Source organism: Stenotrophomonas sp. SXG-1 (assembly GCF_014083965.1).
Lineage (GTDB): Bacteria > Pseudomonadota > Gammaproteobacteria > Xanthomonadales > Xanthomonadaceae > Stenotrophomonas > Stenotrophomonas geniculata.
Map to the genome: position 1 here is coordinate 3,676,482 of NZ_CP046588.1, position 18,411 is coordinate 3,694,892.

Below are 18,411 nucleotides of genomic sequence, written 5' to 3' on the forward strand. Positions count from 1 at the left end.
ACCTGGCCTGGGCCTGTGCTGCCATTTCACAAGGACTGTAACCATGAAGCACCCGATCCTGATCGCCGCGCTGCTGTGCGGTGCTGCCGCACCCGCCTTCGCTGCGACCTGCGAAAGCAACTTCCAGAAGAAGGGCAATCCCTTCGTCGGCACGACCTTCACTTCATCGGTCACCCATCCGGACCTGACCGTGGCGAGTGCCATCGGCCAGATGCGGGTGATCGCCAAGAACGCCAACATGGACGTCCTCAGCGAGGACGTGGAAGGCGGCTCGATGCTGATCGAAGAGCCGGAATCCATGGCCCACAAGCCGATCCCGATGATCATCAGCGCCACTTCCGAAGGCGGCCAGGGCACCGTCGGCATGGTGGTGAAGGTCAACAAGGGCGCCATTGCCTCGGCCGATGGCGTGCGTGAAGAAATGTGCAAGCTGCTCAACCAGATCAAGCCGGGCAAGGCTGGCGAACAGGCAGCCAAGGCCACTCCGCAGGCGTCGGTGGTAACGATTGCCGCCGACCGCTTCGGCTTCCAGCTGCGCAACCAGAACAAGGACAACCCGGCCGCGGTCGAGCCGCGCTACAAGGGCAAGACCTACGCCATCACCGGTCGCATCACCACCGTGCTGCGCAGTGGCGGCACCTACAACACCAGCTTCGACCTGCCCAGCGATGGCAGCATCGACTTTGAACGTGTGGCCATTTCCTGCTCGTTCGCAGCCAACCAGGCCGCGTATGCGCTGGCCCTGCGCCCGCGCGAGAAAGTGACGCTGACCGGCGTGGTCGACAGCTACGACCAGATTGGTCGTGTGCTGTGGCTGAAGGACTGCCGCGGCAACTGATCCGCTGCCGGCATTGGAAAAGGCCCGGGTGCGCAGGCGCCCGGGCCTTTTCGTTTCCACAGCGGTTCACGCCTGGCGCACGTGCATCGTTGGATGATGGATGCGCCGCCTGGAGATCATCATGGCATTGCGTGTTGTTCGACTGGGTATGCCGCGCCACCCCAGCGAGGGGCTGCGTATCGGTACCGTGCGGCGCCCGCCGCGTGGCGTGCCGCGCAGCGAGTTCGCCCGGCAGGACTGGTATGACGTCTGGTTCCCGACCCTGTCACCCAGCGCCGAGCTGGTGAAGCAGGCGCATGAGGCGAAGTCGGCCGCCGACTGGACTGCGTTCTTCCGCCACTACAAGGCCGAGATGAGGGCGCCGGATGCGGCCCACGCGCTGGACCTGCTGGCCGCGATGTCACGGCACAGCGACATCAGCGTAGGGTGCTACTGCGAGGATGAAGCGCATTGCCATCGCAAGGCATTGCGCGAGTTGCTGGTAGCGCGGGGAGCAATGCTGGCGGAGTGATCACCCAGATGCCGGCCAGCGGCCGGCACTACCGGGGGATGACTGCGTGGGTGCACCGCCCACGCAACTTCAATTGCAGGCCTTGCCTTCCATCTGCAGCTGCGCGGCGAACATGGTCACCTGCGGAATCTGGCCGGCCGCGGCCTGCTTCTTGGCTTCTTCCAGATAGATGCGCGACTGGCCCTGACCGTCCAGCTCGACCTTGTTGCTCGACGGCAGTCGCCACACGCGCACCACCGCCTGCTGTGCCGGGCATGCTGCGCTGGGCACGCGGATCACATCATTGAGCTTCCAGCCCTTGTCGGCACTTGGCTGTGCCTTGGCGTAGTCGACGAAGCGCGCGCGTGGCTGGCACTGCTCGCTGGTCCGCACCGGCGCAAAGCGGTACGGCTCGGCCGCCTGGCCGGTGAAGGCACCTTCCAGGCGCGCGCAGGCCTCGGGGATCTGCCGCAGGGTGTGCACTGCGCCCACTGCCTGGGGAGCACCCACGGCGCGCTGCAGCTCCGGGGTTTCCGCGGCGAGTGCCGGTACGGCCGGGACCAGGGCGGCAAGCATCAACAGGGACAGGCGCATGGGGAATCTCCTACGGGACTGTGCGCAGGCTTGCAGAGGCTGGCTTAACGGGGTGCAAAGGCCTGCGGCTCTCGAATCATGTCCATGGACTGGCGGCGGGTTCCGCGCGCATGGCGATGCGTTCATCTGGAGGGCGCCCTACGGGTCGTGCGGCGCGGCTCCCAGGAGCCAGTCGAGCATGGCCTCTGGAAGCCAGTCGAGCACGGCTCGACTCTACAGTGCGCCGAACGCATACTGCGGGCACCAGGGAATGCTGAACACCGCCATACGTCGGACGACCACCAAGGTCGGTACGGGTTGGTTCCAGGCTGCAGCCCGTCGTCCCCCTCGTGGTGCCGTTCATCGCCACTGGATGCCTACATCCATTCTGCGGAGGGGTCTAATGCTGGAACGTCACGGGCTTTCATTGGCGCTGGGCTGCGCCATTCTCGCGATCCTGTTCGGAATCGTCTCGGCGCGCTGGATCCTGCGCCAACCCACCGGCAATGAACGCATGGTCGCGATCGCCACCGCGATCCAGGAAGGTGCGCGTGCCTACCTCAACCGCCAGTACCTGACCATCGGCGTGGCCGGCGTGGTGCTGTTCGTGCTGGTCGGTGTGTTCCTCAGCTGGTACACCGCGATCGGCTTCGCGGTCGGCGCGGTGCTGTCCGGCGCGGCCGGCTACATCGGCATGAACGTGTCGGTACGCGCCAACGTGCGCACTGCCGAAGCTGCACGCCACGGCATCAGCGCCGCAATGGACGTCGCCTTCCGCGGCGGTGCGATCACCGGCATGCTGGTGGTCGGCCTGGGCCTGCTGGGCGTGGCCGGCTACTACGCATTGCTGCTGCGGATGGGCCTGCCGATGGAACAGGCGCTGCACGCGCTGGTCGGTCTGGCGTTCGGTTCGTCGCTGATCTCGATCTTCGCGCGTCTGGGCGGCGGCATCTTCACCAAGGGCGCCGATGTGGGCGCCGATCTGGTCGGCAAGGTCGAAGCCGGTATTCCCGAAGACGATCCGCGCAACCCGGCGGTGATCGCCGACAACGTCGGTGACAACGTCGGCGACTGCGCCGGCATGGCCGCCGACCTGTTCGAGACCTATGCGGTCACCGTCATCGCAACGATGCTGCTGGGCAGCCTGATGCTGGCCGAGGCGGGCGCCAATGCGGTGCTGTATCCGCTGGTGCTGGGCGGTGTGTCGATCATCGCCTCGATCATCGGTGCGCTGCTCGTCAAGGTGAAGCCTGGCGGCTCGATCATGGGCGCGTTGTACAAGGGCGTGATCGTCTCCGGCGTGCTGGCCGCGATCGCGTTCTACCCGATCACCACCGGGCTGATGGCCGACAATGTGCATGGTCCCATCGCGCTGTATGGATGCGCGCTGATCGGCCTGGTCCTGACCGGCCTGATCGTGTGGATCACCGAGTACTACACCGGCACCCAGTACAAGCCAGTGCAGCACGTGGCGCAGGCGTCGACCACCGGCCACGGCACCAACATCATCGCCGGCCTCGGCATCTCGATGAAGTCCACCGCGCTGCCGGTGGTGGCCGTGTGTGCAGCGATCTGGGGCGCGTTCGCGCTGGGCGGCCTGTACGGCATCGCCATCGCCGCCACCGCGATGCTGTCGATGGCCGGCATGATCGTCGCCCTCGATGCCTATGGACCGATCACCGACAACGCTGGCGGCATCGCCGAGATGGCCGAGCTGCCCTCGGAGATCCGCGACATCACCGATCCGCTGGATGCGGTGGGCAACACCACCAAGGCGGTGACCAAGGGCTATGCGATCGGCTCGGCAGCGCTGGCCGCACTGGTGCTGTTCGCCGACTACACGCACAACCTGCAGGCCGCGCATCCCGGCCAGGAGTTCCGCTTCGATCTCAGCGACCACACGGTGATCATCGGCCTGCTGATCGGTGGCCTGATCCCCTACCTGTTCGGTGCGATGGCGATGGAAGCGGTCGGCCGTGCAGCAGGTGCGGTGGTGGAGGAGGTACGCCGCCAGTTCCGCGAGATCCCCGGCATCATGCAGGGCACCGGCAAGCCGCAGTACGACAAAGCGGTGGACATGCTGACCCGCTCGGCCATCCGCGAAATGATCGTGCCCTCGCTGCTGCCGGTGGCGGTGCCGGTGGTGGTCGGCCTGCTGCTCGGGCCGCGCGCACTGGGCGGCCTGTTGATCGGTACGATCGTGACCGGCCTGTTCGTGGCCATCTCGATGACCACCGGCGGCGGCGCCTGGGACAACGCCAAGAAGTACATCGAGGACGGCCACTTCGGTGGCAAGGGCAGCGAAGCGCACAAGGCCGCGGTGACCGGTGATACCGTCGGTGACCCGTACAAGGACACCGCCGGCCCGGCAATCAACCCGCTGATCAAGATCATCAACATCGTCGCGCTGCTGCTGGTACCGCTGTTGTAGATCCACGCCATGCGTGGATGGCGGCGCCGAATGGGGTCAGCGCCCTTTCCTGCGGAAAGGGATCCGACCCCATCGTCAATCACCGCCCGCGCAGGAAGAAGGACACCGGCACCATCACGTCCACCGGGTCGCCGGCTACCTCGGTCGGCGGCGCCGGTACCGGGCTGGCACGTCGCACGGTGTCCAGCGTCTCCTGGTCGAGCAACGCGAAGCCACTGCTGCGGCCCAGTGTCAGCCCCGAGACCGCGCCATCCCGGGCCACGGCAAAACGCACGTAGACCACGCCCTGCTGGCGCAGCCGCTCGGCCTGGCGCGGATAGCGCCGATGCTTCTGCAGATGCCCGAGCAGGCGCCCCTCCCAGGTGGCCTCGGCGCGACTGCGCTCGCCGGCGGTGGTCTGCGGTGCGGTGTAGCGTGCGGCCGCGTCGGCCGCCACCTGCGGCGGTGCGCTGGTCTGCGCGACATTGGCCTCGGCGGTGTCCGGCGAGGGCGTCGGCTCCGGCGTACGCGGCGGTGGCAGGTCACCCTGCGGCTGCACCGGTGCCTTGGGTTGCTCACGCAGGGCCGGTTTCGGCGCCTGTCGCTGCTGTTGCTGTTGCAGCGGCCCAGTGGCAACCTCGCGCGGCGGCACCGGAGGCGCCTGTGCCATCGGCGCCAGCTCCAGCATCAATGCAGCGGGCGGCGCTGCGGCGGCCACCGCCGGTGCGCGCGCCGCCCACCAGCAGGCCACGCTGACCAGCAACGCATGCACCAGCAGCACGATCGCCAGGCTGGTCGCCCAGCGCCGCAGTCCGCTCATCGCGCGCCCTGCTCCAGTCCAACCAGTGCCACCTTCAGGTAGCCCGCCGCACGCAGCGCATCCAGCGTTGCCATCAGTTCACCGTAAGGCACGCGGGTATCGGCACGCAGGAACAGGCGTTGCGAGGTGTCACCGTGGGTGGCTACCTGCAGCGCAGCGGCCAGCCCGTCGCGTGCCACCGCCTGCTCGCCGACACGCAGCGACAGATCGGCCTGCACGGTCACGTACACCGGCGCCTGTTCCGGCGGCGTGGCACTGGCACTGCTGGCCGGCAGCTGCACCGGTACCGACACGGTGGCCAGCGGTGCCGCCACCATGAAGATGATCAACAGCACCAGCATCACATCGATGAAGGGCGTGACGTTGATCTCGTGCGATTCTTCCGGCGTGTCGTCGCGGTCGGACGCGGTCCTGATGGCCATCGCCGCCTCTCAGTGCACCGCACGCAGCGACGCCGCTGCAGCGCGTGGAAGGGCGCGGTCGAGATCGCGCGAGACCAGCTGCTGCACGGCCGCCGACAGATCGCCGAGCAGGCCACGCAGACCGGCCAGCACGCGACTGAAGTGGTTGTAGACCAGTACCGCCGGGATCGCGGCGACCAGGCCGAGCGCGGTGGCCAGCAGCGCCTCGGCGATGCCGGGTGCGACCACCGCCAGGTGGGTGGTGTTGCTGTGGGCGATACCGATGAAGCTGTTCATGATGCCCCACACCGTGCCGAACAGGCCGACAAACGGCGCCACCGCGCCAATGCTGGCGAGCACGCCGATGCCGCGCCGCTGCACGCGTGCGGCTTCCAGTTCGATGCGGTCCAGGCGCGAGGCGATGCGTTCCTTGATGCCGTCGCGCCCTTCCAGATCCTGCGACAGGCGCAGTTCGGTGCGGGCCGCATCCAACATCGCCAGCGCAGTGCCCTGCTGCACACTGGCATCGGCGCTCTCGCCGGGCAGGCTCGGCGCCTGCAGCAACAGCGCGCGCGCCGCCCGCAGCTGCCGGGCCTGGCGGGCCAGCTCCCAGCCCTTGGCCAGCAGCACCGTCCAGGTGGCCAGCGACGCCAATGCCAGCGCGATCATCACGGCTTTCACCACCACGTCGGCGGCCAGGTACATGCCCCACGGGGTCAATGCGGGGGCGGCCACAGGAGCCAGGTCAGCAGGCAGCATCGTCTCGGTTTCCATCAGCATCAGGGGTCGCTGCGCGACGACGGGCCGCGCGCGGATCATGGGCGTCGTCCACTTCCACGACCGGATGGGGCTCCAGCCGCGGTGCGGGTCGACTGAGCACGTAGCCGGCGCTGACCGCGAAGAACAGGCCCACGCCCAGCAGAAGACGCCACGACGGGTGCGCACCCCAGCAGAACAGGGCAAAGCCCACCGCCATGCCGGCACTGGCGAACGCCTTGCCCTTGCGCGACACCGCCCCCTGCTCACGCCACAGCCGCAGTGACGGCCCGTAGCGCGGATGTGCCAGCAGGCGCTGCTCGAACTTCGGCGAGCTGCGTGCGAAGCAACCCACGGCCAGGATCAGGAAGATGGTGGTCGGCATCACCGGCAGCAACGCGCCGATTACCCCGAGGCCGACCATCAACCAGCCCAGCGCGAACCAGAGCCAGCGCATCAGCGTTGCGCCTGCGGGCGCGCGCCGTGCATCAGGCGAATTCCACTTCGACGTGGCCGTGCACGCTGCGGAACGCGGCATCGGCTGCGTCGATCACCTGCTGCTCCTGCTCGGCACTCAGCGGCACCGCGTCCAGCGCGGCGGTGAACTCACGCCAGTGGCGTGCCGCACCATCCGGGTGCGCGGCCAGGTGGCGGGCGCCGAAGTCACGGTCCAGCCCGAGCTTGGCGGCCATCTTGTAGAGAATGGTGCCGCCGAGGTTGGAGCCTTCGGCTACGTACAGCCAGCCAAGGGCGGCCGGCAGCGCCAGGTCCGAGGGCAGCGCGTCGATGTCCGCGCCTGGCAGGGTCTGCTCCAGGTCCTGCAGGTCGCGCGCGACCTGGGTCAGGCGGCGGCGCTCACCGAGATCGGGCAGCAGTGCGTCCAGCGCAGGGTTGGCATACAGCGCATCGATGCTGCGGTGGAACCGATACTGCACGCGCAGGAAACGGGCGAAATTACTGCGGTCGGCGAAGATGTCGCCGGCCATGATGCGCTTGTCCAGGGCACCGTGGCTGTCGCGGGTGGCGGCCTTGAGCCGCAGGCTGCGGCTGTCTTCGGGAGCGATGTGTGCGTTCATGGGGGATGCCAAGGGGGTCGTCGTGCTGTAGACGTTCGCCGCGGGGCTTTCCCCAAGGCCGTGTGCGCCGATAATGGACCATCCCTTCTTCCAGCAGGAACCGATGATGATCACCACCGAACCGCGCATGACCAACCTGTTCCTGCAGCTGGGCCTGGACGCCAGCGCCGAGGCCATCGCCCGTTTCATCCGCGAGCACCAGCTGGCCACCGACGTTGAAGTGGTCGAGGCCCCCTACTGGAACGATGCCCAGCGCCAGTTCCTGTCCGAATCGCTGCAGGCCGATGCGGCATGGAGCACGGTGGTGGATGAGCTGAACGAGTCGCTGCACGAAGATGCGGTGAAGGCTTCGACCGGGCTGTAAACAGACGCCGGGCATGGCCCGGCGCTGGCGATCACACGGCGGAAGCGGTGCGAACCAAGGTCCGCACCCACCGAGGGCGGTCGGAGCCCGATGGGGTCAGAGCCCTTTCCTCAGGAAAGGGATCCAACCCCACCGCCCATCCGCGACCGATCAATACTTCCAGGTCAACGCCAGCCGCGCGGTGCGGCCCGGTGCCGGCATCACGCCCAGCGCCAGCGGGTCCAGGTAGTAGCGGTCGGTCAGGTTGTCCACGCCCGCTTCCACCGACAACTGGTCGTTGAAGCTCCAGCTGGCAAACAGGTCCACCAGCGTGGTTGGCCGGTACAGCTGCTGGATCGCCGACAGGCCCACGTTCCAGTCCTTGTCCAGCTTGCTGATCGGGCCGGCGTTGTGGACCACGCGGGTGCCGAAGGTCAGGCGCTCGTCGAACAGGCGCGAGCCCAGGGTCAGGTTGACCATGTAGCGCGGCGGATTCTGTGTATTGGTGTACGAACCCTCGAAGCCGCCGTCCACGCAGTTGGGCGTGCTGGCCAGTTCATCGTTCTTGCGCTGTGCACCATAGGCGCGGCGCTCTGCGGCGATGTCCGGCGCGCAGGTCTTGGCCTTGAAGTAGTAGTGCGCGGAAAGATCGGCAAACACCTTGCCGCTGTCATAGCTGGACTGGAACTCCATGCCCGAGACCTTGAACTGGTCGACGTTGCGGATCAGGCCCGCCGACAGCGTGCGATAGTCACGGGTGATCAGGTCGTCGATGCGGGTATCGAAGTACGCCAGCTTCAGCGCCAGGCGGTCGCCGGCGGTGAACAGGTCGTAGCGGATGGTGCTGGCACCGATTTCCCAGCTGCGCGCACGCTCCGGCTTCAGCTCGCCCACCGGCTTGGCGGCGGTGAACAGGCCCAGCGTGGTCTCGAACAGGCTCGGCAGCTTGGTGCCTTCGGCGTACTTTACGTAGACCATGGTGTCTTCGCTGAAGCGATAGGCCACGCTGGCGGTCGGCGAGAACGCGGTGTCACGACGGCGGATCGGCTGCGACCAGGTCCAGCTGACCGGCACTTCCAGGTCCTGCGCCTTGCCTGCGTCGTAGAAGTTCCAGCCACCGATGTCGCCCACCGCGCCCTTCTTGTACGGTGAGGCCAGCAGTGATTCCTGGGTGAAGTTGCCGTTGGCGTCCGGGTACCAGTTCAGCAGCGCGATGCGCTTGGCCCGCCACGACGGCAGCGCCGGGTTGCCATTGAGCAGTTCGGTGTAACGGTACTGGCCCTGTACCTCATAGGCGTCGGGCGTGGCCAGGCGGTTGCGGTCATGCACATCCACGCGGTTCCAGCGTCCGCCGGCCAGCAGTTCCCAATGCTCATCGGGCTGCCACTTCAGCGAGGCCACGGCACTGTATTCCTTGCGCTCGGCGTTGCGCAGGAAGCGGTTGTTGACCAGATCGTCGTGCATGACCGGCCCCGAACTGCCCGGCGCGATGTCTTCGTCGCTGTAGGACAGGCCGTAGTCGAAGGTGAACGCACCAGCACGAGTGTCGAACTTCGAGGTGTTGCTGGCATCCAGGCCGAAGCGCTTCTGTCGCAGCGGATTGCGGTAGGCATCCTTGTAGCCGGGGTCGCCGCTGAAGCTGGGCGCGTCATACCACTCGGTGCGGCGGTCGAAGTACCACGGGGTGATGCCGGTCAGGCTGTTGTACATCACGCTGTCGGTATCGGTGTATGTGGCGTTGACACGCAGGTCGACCAGATCGCTGTCCGGATTGAAGCGGTAGCGCAGGGTGTAGCTGTCCATGTCGACATGGCCCGGGTCCCACTGCGGAATGCGATCGCGGTCGACGCGGATGATCTGCGAGGCCATGATCTCGCCGGCGGTGCCTTCGTAGCGGCGGTAGCCCGCTTCCAGCGTCTGCGCATCGTCGATGCGCCAGGTGCCCTTGAGCAGCGCCGACTTCGAACGCGACGAGGTGTTGAACACTTCGGTACGCGGCGGATTCAGCGGTGCCAGCGTGCGACGGGTCTGCGGGAAGTCGTCGTAACCGTGCTTGCCGGAGAAATAGTTGCCGTTGTCGCGGTAAGCATAGGCGGCGACCAGATCGAAGCGGTCACAGTGACCGGCTGCGGCCACGTTGAAGAACTGGCTGTCGGTGGCGCTGCGATCGGAACGCGGCGCGGCGCTGTAGGACGGCAGGTTGTTGGCACTGGCGTTGGCCAGGCCGCCACGCACGCGCACGCCGAAGTCGCGGCCTTCGCGCAGCACGTCACCGATCTTCAGCGTCTCCATCTCGACCACGCCGCCGATGCCACCGGAGGCGTTGGCCTGCAGGCTCGGGCCCTTGGTGATGGTCAGGGTGGAGATCAGGTCCGGGTCGAGGTAGGTGCGCTGTGACTGGCCGGCATAGCCGCGGTAGGTATCCATGCTGGACTGGCCGCCATCGATGATCACCGGCACGCGGCCCTGGCCCTGGATGCCGCGGATGTTGACGTCGAAGCCGTTGCCCACGCGCGGATCGCCAGCGGTGACGCCGGCCACGCCCTTGATGATGTCGCCATTGGAGGTGCCGCGGAAGCGTTCCAGGTGCGTGCGGTTGAGCGTGGTGGTGGAACCGACGCTGCGATAGCTGTCGAGCAGGCGCGCCTCATCGCTGGTCGCGCCACTGTCGACGCGGTCGCCGGCCACGCTGAGCGTGTCGGTGACGATCACACCGCTGTCGGCCTGCACCGGCGTCGCCGCTTCCAGAGTGACTGCATCTGCGCTGACCCGGTGCACCGCCAGGCCACTGCCCTGCAACAGCTGCTGCAGCGCCTCGTTGGCAGGCAGGCTGCCCTTGACCGCACGCGAGGTTACGCCCTGGGCCAGGGTGGCCGGATACACGACCTGCACGCCGGACTGGCGCATATAGCTGCGCAGCGCTTCATCCAGCGGCTGCGCTGGAATGTCGAAGCGCTGCACGTCAGCGTGGTTGCCGGTGGCGCTCTGTGCCAGCACGGACGGTGCGGCGCTGGCCAGGCCGGCGGCCAACAGGGCGATGCACAGGCGGGACGGGCGCAGCACGCGGCCCGGGCGGTGGGAGTCGAACATGGGGAACCTGTCAGGTAATCGGTGCCGCAGGCGCGGCGTCATCCGCAACACAGGCGGACACGGCGACGTACGTGGCGGCGGCGGGTACGTTCGCGGGGTAAGACGGTTGGGCGCGCGGCAACCCCAAGAGCGATTTGCGGTCGCGACAGGTGCCGACCGGCCGGTGATCGTGGTGGGTGCCGACCGTTGGTCGGCACACTGGGACCTTCATCCACGCATGGCGTGGATCTACTGGTGAATGATGGCGACGCCGAGCGGCAGGCGGGTGACCTGCAGACCTGCTGTTGCGGCCAGTGCATCCAGCGCCTGCTCCGGGCGATCGATGCGCAATGCGGCACTCACTGCGGGTAGTCGCGACAGATCGCCGCGCACGAAGGTCGGGCCGGCGCGGTAACGCCCCACCCATTGCACGGCGTCGGCGACGCTGGCCTGCTCCAGCAGCAGCTCGCCCTGCCGCCACGCGCCGACGCTGTCGGCAGCCACATCCCGCAGACGCGTCACGCCGCTGTGCTCGCCATAGACCGCACGCTGGCCCACCTGCAGATAGGTCCAGCCACCGTCGGCCGGGCTGGCCACGCGCACCCTGCCCTGCCCGACCTGGGTTTCAACCTGGTCATCACCGCGCGCGACGGTGAACGCGGTCGAGATGTCCTCGATCACGCCGTTGCCCGCACGCACGCTGAAACGTCGCTGCGCATCCGGGCTGACCTCGAACCAGGCACGCCCGCGCAGCAGCTCGATCTCGCGTGCATGTGCATTGAAGCGCACGGCAATCGCACTGTCCGCATCCAGCACTGCGCGGCTGCCATCGGGCAATTGCACGTTCTGCACGACGTGCGTGCTGCGATGGTCGGCCTGCAGCCGCAACCAGGCCTCCGGCCATGCCACCAGCATCGCCAGCGCGGCTGCAGCGGCCATTGCCCAGCGCATTCGATGCGGCCGCGGGCGTTCGGCGGGCCGGACCTGCGGGCGTGGCCCGACACTGCGCCACAGCGCGCGCTCGTGTTCGAAGGCGCGTCGGTGCCCCGGTTGTGCCAGCCAGCGCTCGAACTCGTGCATGCGCCCCTCGCCGATGTCACCCGAGGCCAGCCACGCGATCCAGCCCCGGGCCTGTTCGGCCAGGGCATCGTCATTGGCGGCGGGCAGCGTGTTCGGCGGGCTCATCGGCTGGCGGACAGGCGCATTCAAGCGCGGACGGAGGAACTAGACCGCATCCACGGTCCAGTGATCAAGACGTTTCAGCGAGGGCCAGCCCCAAGCCGGGGCGATCATCGGCCGCTGCGTGCCCAGGCCAGGCGCTGCAGGGCGGTGCGCACATGGTTCTCGACGGTCGTCACCGACACCCCGAGACGGCGGGCGATCTCGGCCTGGGTCAGGCCCTGCAGGCGGTTGAGCCGGAAGATGGTGCGGGTCGGCTCCGGCAGGTGCCCCGCCGCGTCGAGCACACGCTGCAGCTCGTCCTGGGCCATGGCCTGTTCCTCAGTCGAGATGACCTCGTCCGGCCCCCACAGGTAGTGGTCGGCCAGCAGGCGGTTGCGTCGGGTCGATTCGCGGCCGTGGTCGGTGGCCAGGTTGGCGGCCAGCCGGTACAGATAGGCCCGCGGGTTGTCGATGGCCTGGCTGTCGTCGACCCCTCGGGCCTTGAACCATACGGCCTGGATCACGTCCTCGGCACCATTGTCTCCGCCGAGGATGCGCTGCACCCGGCGCAGCAGTGCCGGCCGCTCACGGATCAGCAGTTCGGTAAGGGAGGCGGCATTGGAGGACATGCGCGGAACCGGGACGACAGACGGAAGGCGCCGCGCATGCTACTCCGTTAATGAGAATCAGTCACGTTCGCATCAGTGGATGCAGCCGGTCAGCCCGTCATAGACGCTCTCCGACGTGCCGGGCAACGGATCATGCAGCGGATTACGGGCCGCCAGCGCCGCATGGAAGTCCTCAACCGGGGTGCCAGGCACCAGCGGCAGCCGGCATAGCCAGGTCGGTTGCCGGGCCACGATCGCACCGTCGTTCCGCGACACGGCCAGGTCACTGGCGGCAAATGCCCAGAGGCACTCACGCACCGTGCCGTGCACCGCATCCACTGAACACCGCAGGCGCAGCGCCTGGATGTCGCTGTACTCGCCCTCGCAGAAGGTGTCGCCGCAGATCCTGTCGAAGCCATGCTGCAACCGGCCTTCCAGGGCAAAGAAGCGGTCCCAGTTGGCTTCCTGGTGCGGGTAGTCGATCAGGTCCACGTAGGGAAAGGCCTGGGCGGCGGGCGCGATCAGCAGCGCGCAGAACAGGCCGAGTGACAGGGCGGATGGTTTCATGCGGGAACTCCTCGGGTAGGTGCATCCAGCCTGCGCGCGCACGCCGCCCGGCCCCATCGGTCAACCCCGGCCCGCCGGGTCGGCGCCTTCCACGCCCTGCCGTCGGCCCCCTCCCCTGCACAGCGCCCGGCAAAGGCATAAAATGGGGGGCTATCCGTCTATACCCCCCACCTGGAGCACACCATGGGTCTGGAACTCGTCTCGCCCGGCAAGAACCCGCCGGAAGAAATCAACGTCATCATCGAGATCCCGAAGGACTCGGAGCCGGTGAAGTACGAAGTGGACAAGGAAACCGGCGCGATCTTCGTCGACCGCATCCTGTCCACCCCGATGCGCTACCCCTGCAACTACGGCTACGTGCCGAGCACCCTGTGCGGCGACGGCGATCCGGCCGACGTGCTGGTGGTGCTGCCGCTGCCGCTGGTGCCGGGCTCGGTCGTGCGCTGCCGTCCGGTCGGCGTGCTGAAGATGAGCGATGAGGCGGGCAGCGACGAGAAGATCCTGGCCGTGCCGGTGTCGAAGATCTTCAGTGGCTACGCCCACGTCGAAGACATCGCCCAGGTGTCCAGCCACTGGCTGGAGCGCATCGGCCACTTCTTCGAGCACTACAAGGACCTGGAGAAGGGCAAGTGGGTCAAGCTCGACGGTTGGGGCGGCGCCGCTGAGGCCAAGCAGATCCTGATCGAGGCGCACCAGCGCCATCTCGACAGCAAGGCCTGAGCCTGAACCGGATCGCTCCGGCGGCACCCCGCCGGAGCGATGCGGGTCACGTTTCATGACGACGGCACATCACTCTTGCCGCCGTATTAGGTAAATTGCGTCACTTCACACGTCGTCGACATCCATCGTCGAGACAGCCAGGGGAATGTGTCGTGCGTATTCTGCTTGTTGGGGATGCAGCCAGCCTGCCGGCTGAGCTGACCGAATTCATTGCCGATCTTGGGGAAGACTGGCAGCCGCTGACCGCCACCGATGGCCAGACCGCGATGACCGCGGTGGCCACGCAGGGCGTGGATGCGGTGATCGTCTGCCCGCAACTGCCGGATCTCAATGCCACCACGCTGCTTGGCCAGATCCGGACCTTGCGCCCGGAAACCATCCGCATTGCGCTGGTGGACGCCCAGCACGGCAACCGGCCGCCGCCGGCACGCCTGATCGGCGTGGCCCACCGCTTCCTGCCGTTGCCGCTGGCACCGGAAGTGTTGCTGGAAGCGCTGACCAGCCTGGAAGAGCTGCGTGAAGTGCTGGACAGCCCACGCCTGCGCGACGCCATCGGCCGTATCGAGAAGCTGCCCTCGCCGCCGCACCTGTACCTGAGCCTGACCCAGGCACTGGAACATGACGACGACGCCGACAGCGCCGACGTCGCCAAGCTGGTGGCCGCTGATCCGGCGATCGCGGCCAAGGTGCTGCAGCTGTCGAACTCGGCATTCTTCAGCCAGGGCCGCACCATCGCCGACCTGCGCACCGCCGTGACCCGCCTCGGCCTGTCGACGCTGCGCGATCTGGTACTGGCCAGCGAGGTGTTCTCGGCACCGACACTGTCCACGGCCGAGCGCAATTCACTACAGCAGCGCGCCCTGCTCGCCTCGCGGCTGGCGGCACGCCTGCTGCCCGAATCCAGCGCCGAACTGGGCGCGACCGCCGCGCTGCTGGCCGACATCGGCCTGCTGCTGCCCGGCGTGCGCAACGAGCGCAGCGAACCGTCGCTGGCCGGTGACACCCGCCCGGGCCACGCCGAAGCCGGTGCCTATCTGCTCGGCCTGTGGGGCCTGCCGATGCCGATCATCGAGGCGGTGGCGTTCCATCTGCAGCCGCAGCGTGCCAATACGCGCAGCTTCTGGGTGACCGGCGCGGTGCACGTGGCACTGGCACTGGTCAATGGTGATCCGGTGGACGAGGACTACCTGCAGCGCGCAGGTGTACTCAACAGGCTGCCGCAGTGGCGCGAGCATGCCAATGCGTTGATGGGACTGGTGCCCAGCGCGGTCTGAGCCGTCAACGCAGGAAGAACCTCGAAGGCGCGCCCAAGGGCGCGCCTTTATTTGCATCAGCGCGCGCCGCAGGCATCCTGCACGCAGTGGCGATACTGCAGATCGCACAGGACCTTCGACTTGCCTGCAGCCAGGCATTCCTGACGCAGCTCCTCGCAGTACAGCCCGCCCCCACAGACGCCACCGGTCTGGGCGAACACCGCACCCACCAATGTTGCATAGATCAGTGCAGCAGCAGACAGTTTGTGCAACAGCGTGCTCTTCATCGCTCTCCCCATGTGCAAGTGTCCGCAAGTGGACCCAGCAACTGTGTTGAATACGACACGACGGGAACGTGACTTCCCTCACCTTCCAAGATATTTCGGAATTCCCCTACAGAGAAAGAGGGCGGACCTTGCGGTCCGCCCTCCTGGTACTGCTATCGCACTTCGAACTATCAGAAGCGCTGGGTGTACTTCATGTACAGGAAGCGACCGACGTCGAAGCCACCGTAGTAGGCGAAGCTCGAGTTCGGCGCCGAGTACTGCAGCGCACCGCGGTGATCGAACACGTTGTTCGCACCCAGGGCGATGGTGGCATCCCACGGAGCCTTCCAGCTGACCTGCACGTCGTGGAAGGTGTTGGAGCCGGTGTGGCGCAGCGGATCCGGCTCACCATTGGCGTAGTGGTTCGGAGCGTCGCACCATGCGTCGTCGATGCAGCTTTCCTTCATGCCCGAGTAGTAGCGGGCAGTCCAGTTGACGCCGAAGTCACCCAGCTCCCAGTTGACACCCAGGTTCGAACGGACGCGGAACAGGCCCGGCTCACCAACGCGACCGATGGTGATGTTCTCACCCTTCTTGTTCTGGCCGGCTTCGTCGTACTTGGCCAGGTAGCTGGTCTGCCAGTCGATGCTGAACTTGCCGATCGACAGTTCCGGCAGGCGGTACTTGACACCCAGATCGTAGCCTTCGGTCTCCATCGAGCCGAGGTTGGCCAGGCCGTAGGTCAGCGCCTCGATATGGCCATCAGCGGCACGGGTGACGCCTTCGCAGCGAGCTGCGTTGCCCAGCACGTAGCAGTCACGCAGGATGCGATCAACGCTGTCAGCGATGATCATGTTCTTCAGCTCGTAGCGGTACCAGTCGAGCGAGATGTCCAGGCCCTGCACCCAACGCGGGCTCCAGACCAGGCCAACCGTCTTGCTCTTGGAGGTTTCCGGCTTCAGAGCCGAATTCGAACCGCTGACGAACTGGTCCGGGGTCGCGCACGGGAAGGTGCTGCAAGGCGCGAAGCCCTGGCCGACCTGCACGTAGTTGGCCGGCACGCCAGCCGCGGCGCAGGCAGCATTGCCAGCGACGTTGCCCGGCGAGGTCGAACCGCACGGATCGGTATAACGCTCGAAGCTCGAGTTGGTGCCGCCGTACAGATCGTCAACGGTCGGTGCGCGGAAGCCTTCTGCGTAGGTACCGCGGACCAGCAGTTCGTCGATCGGGCGCCACACCAGGCCGAACTTCGAGTTGATCGTGTCACCGAAGTTGCTGTAGTCAGAGTAGCGGCTTGCGACGTTGAAGGTCAGTTCCTTGGCAAACGGCAGGTCCGACAGGATCGGCACGTTCAGTTCCAGGTAGAACTCATCCAGCGAGTAGTTGCCCGAGGTGGTGGTCGACGCCAGGCCGGTCGACTGGCCCGACTGACGGAAGGCGTCCGGCACGAAGCGGCCTTCTTCCTTGCGGTGCTCGTAGCCCATGGCCACACCCAGGTCACCGGCCGGCAGCTCGAACAGCGAACCGGACAGGTTGGCGGTGTAGCTGGTGGTCTTGGTCACACCAGTGTCGGTGTAGGTCGGGAACAGGAAGTTCTGCAGATCACGGTCGGCAAGCGAGCCCTGGCCGTTGACGCCGTAAGGCAGCAGCGGGTTCCACGGGCGGCACTGGCTCAGCGGGATCGGATTGGCGGCGGTCCCGCACTGAGCAACGCCCTGGCCGTTGATGAACGACTTGCCAAGTGCCTGCTCGGAAGCGATCAGGCTCATGTCGCCGTAGCCGGTCTTGGTCAGCTCGTTGCGGTTCCACAGCGCGCCAACGTCCCAGTCCCAGGTCTTGCCGGCAAACTCGAAGAAGCCACTCAGGCTCGGCGCGAAGCGCAGGGTCTTGAGGTCGCTCTTGGTGGTACGCGGCACTTCCCACAGGCGGCGACGGAACTCAACGTCCTGGCCGATCGGGTTGAACGCGCTGTCCTTCGACAGCGGGGTACCGAACGACAGCGACTGGTACGGGTAACCCGCGATCTGCTGGTCGGTGGTGCGCTGGTTGTACAGCACGTCAGCATTGAAGGTGATCGAATCAGCCAGATCGTAGCTGCCGTTGACATACACGGACTTACGCTCGATGCCGGTCTGCACCATCATCTGCTGGTTGGCGTTGGAGTACTCGGCCGGAGTCAGCAGGTGGTAGTCGGCCGCATTCTTCGGGTCACCGCCCGGATTCAGGGTCTTCCACTCCGGCTGCGGCTGGCCTGCAGCGCGCGGCTTGCAGTCGCCCCACACGCGCGGGTCGCACCAGGTGCTGTTCTGGCTCAGCGGGCTCCAGTCGGCAGAGGTCGAATTCGGGCCCAGGCCGCCGTCGCGGCTGAACCAACGATCCTTCGCCCACACCGGATCCTGCTTGGAGTACTCGGCCGACAGGGTCACGCCGCCACGCTCGCCTTCAGAGCCGAGGGTGAACGAGTAGGTGTTGGTGTCGCCGTCGCCGCGGCCGTACTGGCCAACGTAGACGCTGGCTTCAGCACCATCGAAGCGCTTGCGGGTGATCACATTGACCACGCCAGCAATGGCGTCCGAACCGTAGATGGCGGAGGCGCCATCCTTCAGCACTTCGATGCGCTCGACGGCAGCCATCGGAATCTGGCTCAGATCCTGGTAGCCGGCAGTGGTCGCGCCCAGGCGCTTGCCGTTCATCAGCACCAGGGTGCGCTGCGCGCCAAGGTTGCGCAGGTCGACGTAGTAGCCGCCAACGTTTTCGCCGGAGGACAGCGAGTCCGCGCGGGAAATGGCCGGCGAACCTGCCGAGGTCAGGTTCTGCAGGACATCGGCGACGGTGGTGTAGCCCTGCTTTTCCAGGTTCTCACGGCTCAGCGTGAGGACCGGCTGCTGGGTCTCCATCGAGGCGCCGCGGATGCGCGAGCCCGTGATTTCGATGCGATCCAGGGTGGTCGCATCCTTTGCTTCCTGCGCAGAAGCAAAGGCGGGCGTCAGCGCCAACGCAATGCCAGCCGGCAGAAGGCCCAGCCGCACTGCGGGATTACGAACGTTCATCTATCTCTCC

General features: G+C 66.8%; 18 protein-coding genes. 6 read left to right on the plus strand and 12 right to left on the minus strand.

Features of this window, described 5'->3' with window-relative positions; translation table 11 throughout:
• Positions 1 to 43 precede the first annotated feature (43 nt).
• Together GOC52_RS16815 and GOC52_RS16820 are read left to right on the plus strand one after the other, a co-directional pair.
• Positions 44 to 838 carry a hypothetical protein gene (locus GOC52_RS16815; protein WP_019338785.1) on the plus strand — a complete coding sequence of 265 codons (795 nt, stop codon included), beginning with the start codon at positions 44 to 46 and terminating at the stop codon, positions 836 to 838.
• Between the two features lie 121 nt (positions 839 to 959).
• Complete coding sequence (locus GOC52_RS16820) at positions 960 to 1,349, plus strand: DUF488 domain-containing protein (RefSeq protein ID WP_029550884.1); 390 nt, start codon at positions 960 to 962, stop codon at positions 1,347 to 1,349.
• Between the two features lie 69 nt (positions 1,350 to 1,418).
• Here GOC52_RS16820 and GOC52_RS16825 read toward each other — a convergent pair whose 3' ends face one another.
• Positions 1,419 to 1,922 carry a hypothetical protein gene (locus GOC52_RS16825; RefSeq protein WP_010484000.1) on the minus strand — a complete coding sequence of 168 codons (504 nt, stop codon included), beginning with the start codon at positions 1,920 to 1,922 and terminating at the stop codon, positions 1,419 to 1,421.
• A gap of 382 nt (positions 1,923 to 2,304) precedes the next feature.
• Here GOC52_RS16825 and GOC52_RS16830 point away from each other — a divergent pair, with 382 nt between their 5' ends.
• Positions 2,305 to 4,332 carry a sodium-translocating pyrophosphatase gene (locus tag GOC52_RS16830; RefSeq protein WP_019338787.1) on the plus strand — a complete coding sequence of 676 codons (2,028 nt, stop codon included), beginning with the start codon at positions 2,305 to 2,307 and terminating at the stop codon, positions 4,330 to 4,332.
• 79 nt (positions 4,333 to 4,411) lie between these two features.
• Here GOC52_RS16830 and GOC52_RS16835 read toward each other — a convergent pair whose 3' ends face one another.
• The 5 genes from GOC52_RS16835 to GOC52_RS16855 are packed head-to-tail and all read right to left on the minus strand — an operon-like array spanning position 4,412 to position 7,364.
• Entirely contained in the window at positions 4,412 to 5,131 is a 720-nt protein-coding gene (locus tag GOC52_RS16835; protein WP_071306617.1) for an energy transducer TonB, read from the minus strand.
• The gene (gene exbD / locus GOC52_RS16840; protein WP_010483997.1) at positions 5,128 to 5,553 is read right to left on the minus strand and encodes a TonB system transport protein ExbD; all 426 of its coding nucleotides are present in this window, start codon (positions 5,551 to 5,553) and stop codon (positions 5,128 to 5,130) included. Before exbD ends, GOC52_RS16835 begins: the two co-directional genes overlap by 4 nt.
• Before the next feature lie 9 nt (positions 5,554 to 5,562).
• Positions 5,563 to 6,291 carry a tonB-system energizer ExbB gene (gene exbB, locus GOC52_RS16845; RefSeq protein ID WP_057502941.1) on the minus strand — a complete coding sequence of 243 codons (729 nt, stop codon included), beginning with the start codon at positions 6,289 to 6,291 and terminating at the stop codon, positions 5,563 to 5,565.
• Positions 6,278 to 6,745, minus strand: coding sequence for a YbaN family protein (locus GOC52_RS16850; RefSeq protein WP_019338794.1), 468 nt, complete (start codon positions 6,743 to 6,745; stop codon positions 6,278 to 6,280). Before GOC52_RS16850 ends, exbB begins: the two co-directional genes overlap by 14 nt.
• A 31-nt stretch (positions 6,746 to 6,776) precedes the next feature.
• Positions 6,777 to 7,364 (minus strand): biliverdin-producing heme oxygenase, encoded by a 588-nt coding sequence (locus GOC52_RS16855; RefSeq protein ID WP_053443478.1) that lies wholly within the window; start codon positions 7,362 to 7,364, stop codon positions 6,777 to 6,779.
• A gap of 106 nt (positions 7,365 to 7,470) precedes the next feature.
• On the opposite strand from GOC52_RS16855, the gene GOC52_RS16860 reads away from it, so the two are divergent.
• On the plus strand, positions 7,471 to 7,728 hold the full coding sequence (locus GOC52_RS16860) for a DUF2789 domain-containing protein (protein ID WP_029550886.1): 258 nt from the start codon (positions 7,471 to 7,473) through the stop codon (positions 7,726 to 7,728).
• A 150-nt stretch (positions 7,729 to 7,878) separates the two neighbouring features.
• Here GOC52_RS16860 and GOC52_RS16865 read toward each other — a convergent pair whose 3' ends face one another.
• The 4 genes from GOC52_RS16865 to GOC52_RS16880 form a co-directional block, all read right to left on the minus strand.
• Positions 7,879 to 10,797: a TonB-dependent receptor gene (locus GOC52_RS16865; RefSeq protein ID WP_191849961.1), complete on the minus strand. Its 2,919-nt coding sequence runs from the start codon at positions 10,795 to 10,797 to the stop codon at positions 7,879 to 7,881.
• A 228-nt stretch (positions 10,798 to 11,025) separates the two neighbouring features.
• Complete coding sequence (locus GOC52_RS16870) at positions 11,026 to 11,961, minus strand: FecR family protein (protein WP_010483991.1); 936 nt, start codon at positions 11,959 to 11,961, stop codon at positions 11,026 to 11,028.
• A 104-nt stretch (positions 11,962 to 12,065) separates the two neighbouring features.
• On the minus strand, positions 12,066 to 12,566 hold the full coding sequence (locus tag GOC52_RS16875; protein WP_014038389.1) for an RNA polymerase sigma factor: 501 nt from the start codon (positions 12,564 to 12,566) through the stop codon (positions 12,066 to 12,068).
• Between the two features lie 72 nt (positions 12,567 to 12,638).
• The gene (locus tag GOC52_RS16880; RefSeq protein WP_019338799.1) at positions 12,639 to 13,112 is read right to left on the minus strand and encodes a hypothetical protein; all 474 of its coding nucleotides are present in this window, start codon (positions 13,110 to 13,112) and stop codon (positions 12,639 to 12,641) included.
• A gap of 183 nt (positions 13,113 to 13,295) precedes the next feature.
• On the opposite strand from GOC52_RS16880, the gene ppa reads away from it, so the two are divergent.
• Positions 13,296 to 13,832, plus strand: coding sequence for an inorganic diphosphatase (gene ppa, locus GOC52_RS16885; RefSeq protein ID WP_005410935.1), 537 nt, complete (start codon positions 13,296 to 13,298; stop codon positions 13,830 to 13,832).
• 152 nt (positions 13,833 to 13,984) lie between these two features.
• The gene (locus GOC52_RS16890) at positions 13,985 to 15,106 is read left to right on the plus strand and encodes an HDOD domain-containing protein (protein ID WP_049481594.1); all 1,122 of its coding nucleotides are present in this window, start codon (positions 13,985 to 13,987) and stop codon (positions 15,104 to 15,106) included.
• Between the two features lie 56 nt (positions 15,107 to 15,162).
• On the opposite strand, the gene GOC52_RS16895 is transcribed toward GOC52_RS16890, so the two are convergent.
• The gene (locus GOC52_RS16895; RefSeq protein WP_010483987.1) at positions 15,163 to 15,372 is read right to left on the minus strand and encodes a hypothetical protein; all 210 of its coding nucleotides are present in this window, start codon (positions 15,370 to 15,372) and stop codon (positions 15,163 to 15,165) included.
• A 170-nt stretch (positions 15,373 to 15,542) separates the two neighbouring features.
• Positions 15,543 to 18,401, minus strand: coding sequence for a TonB-dependent receptor (locus tag GOC52_RS16900; RefSeq protein WP_010483986.1), 2,859 nt, complete (start codon positions 18,399 to 18,401; stop codon positions 15,543 to 15,545).
• Positions 18,402 to 18,411 lie beyond the last annotated feature (10 nt).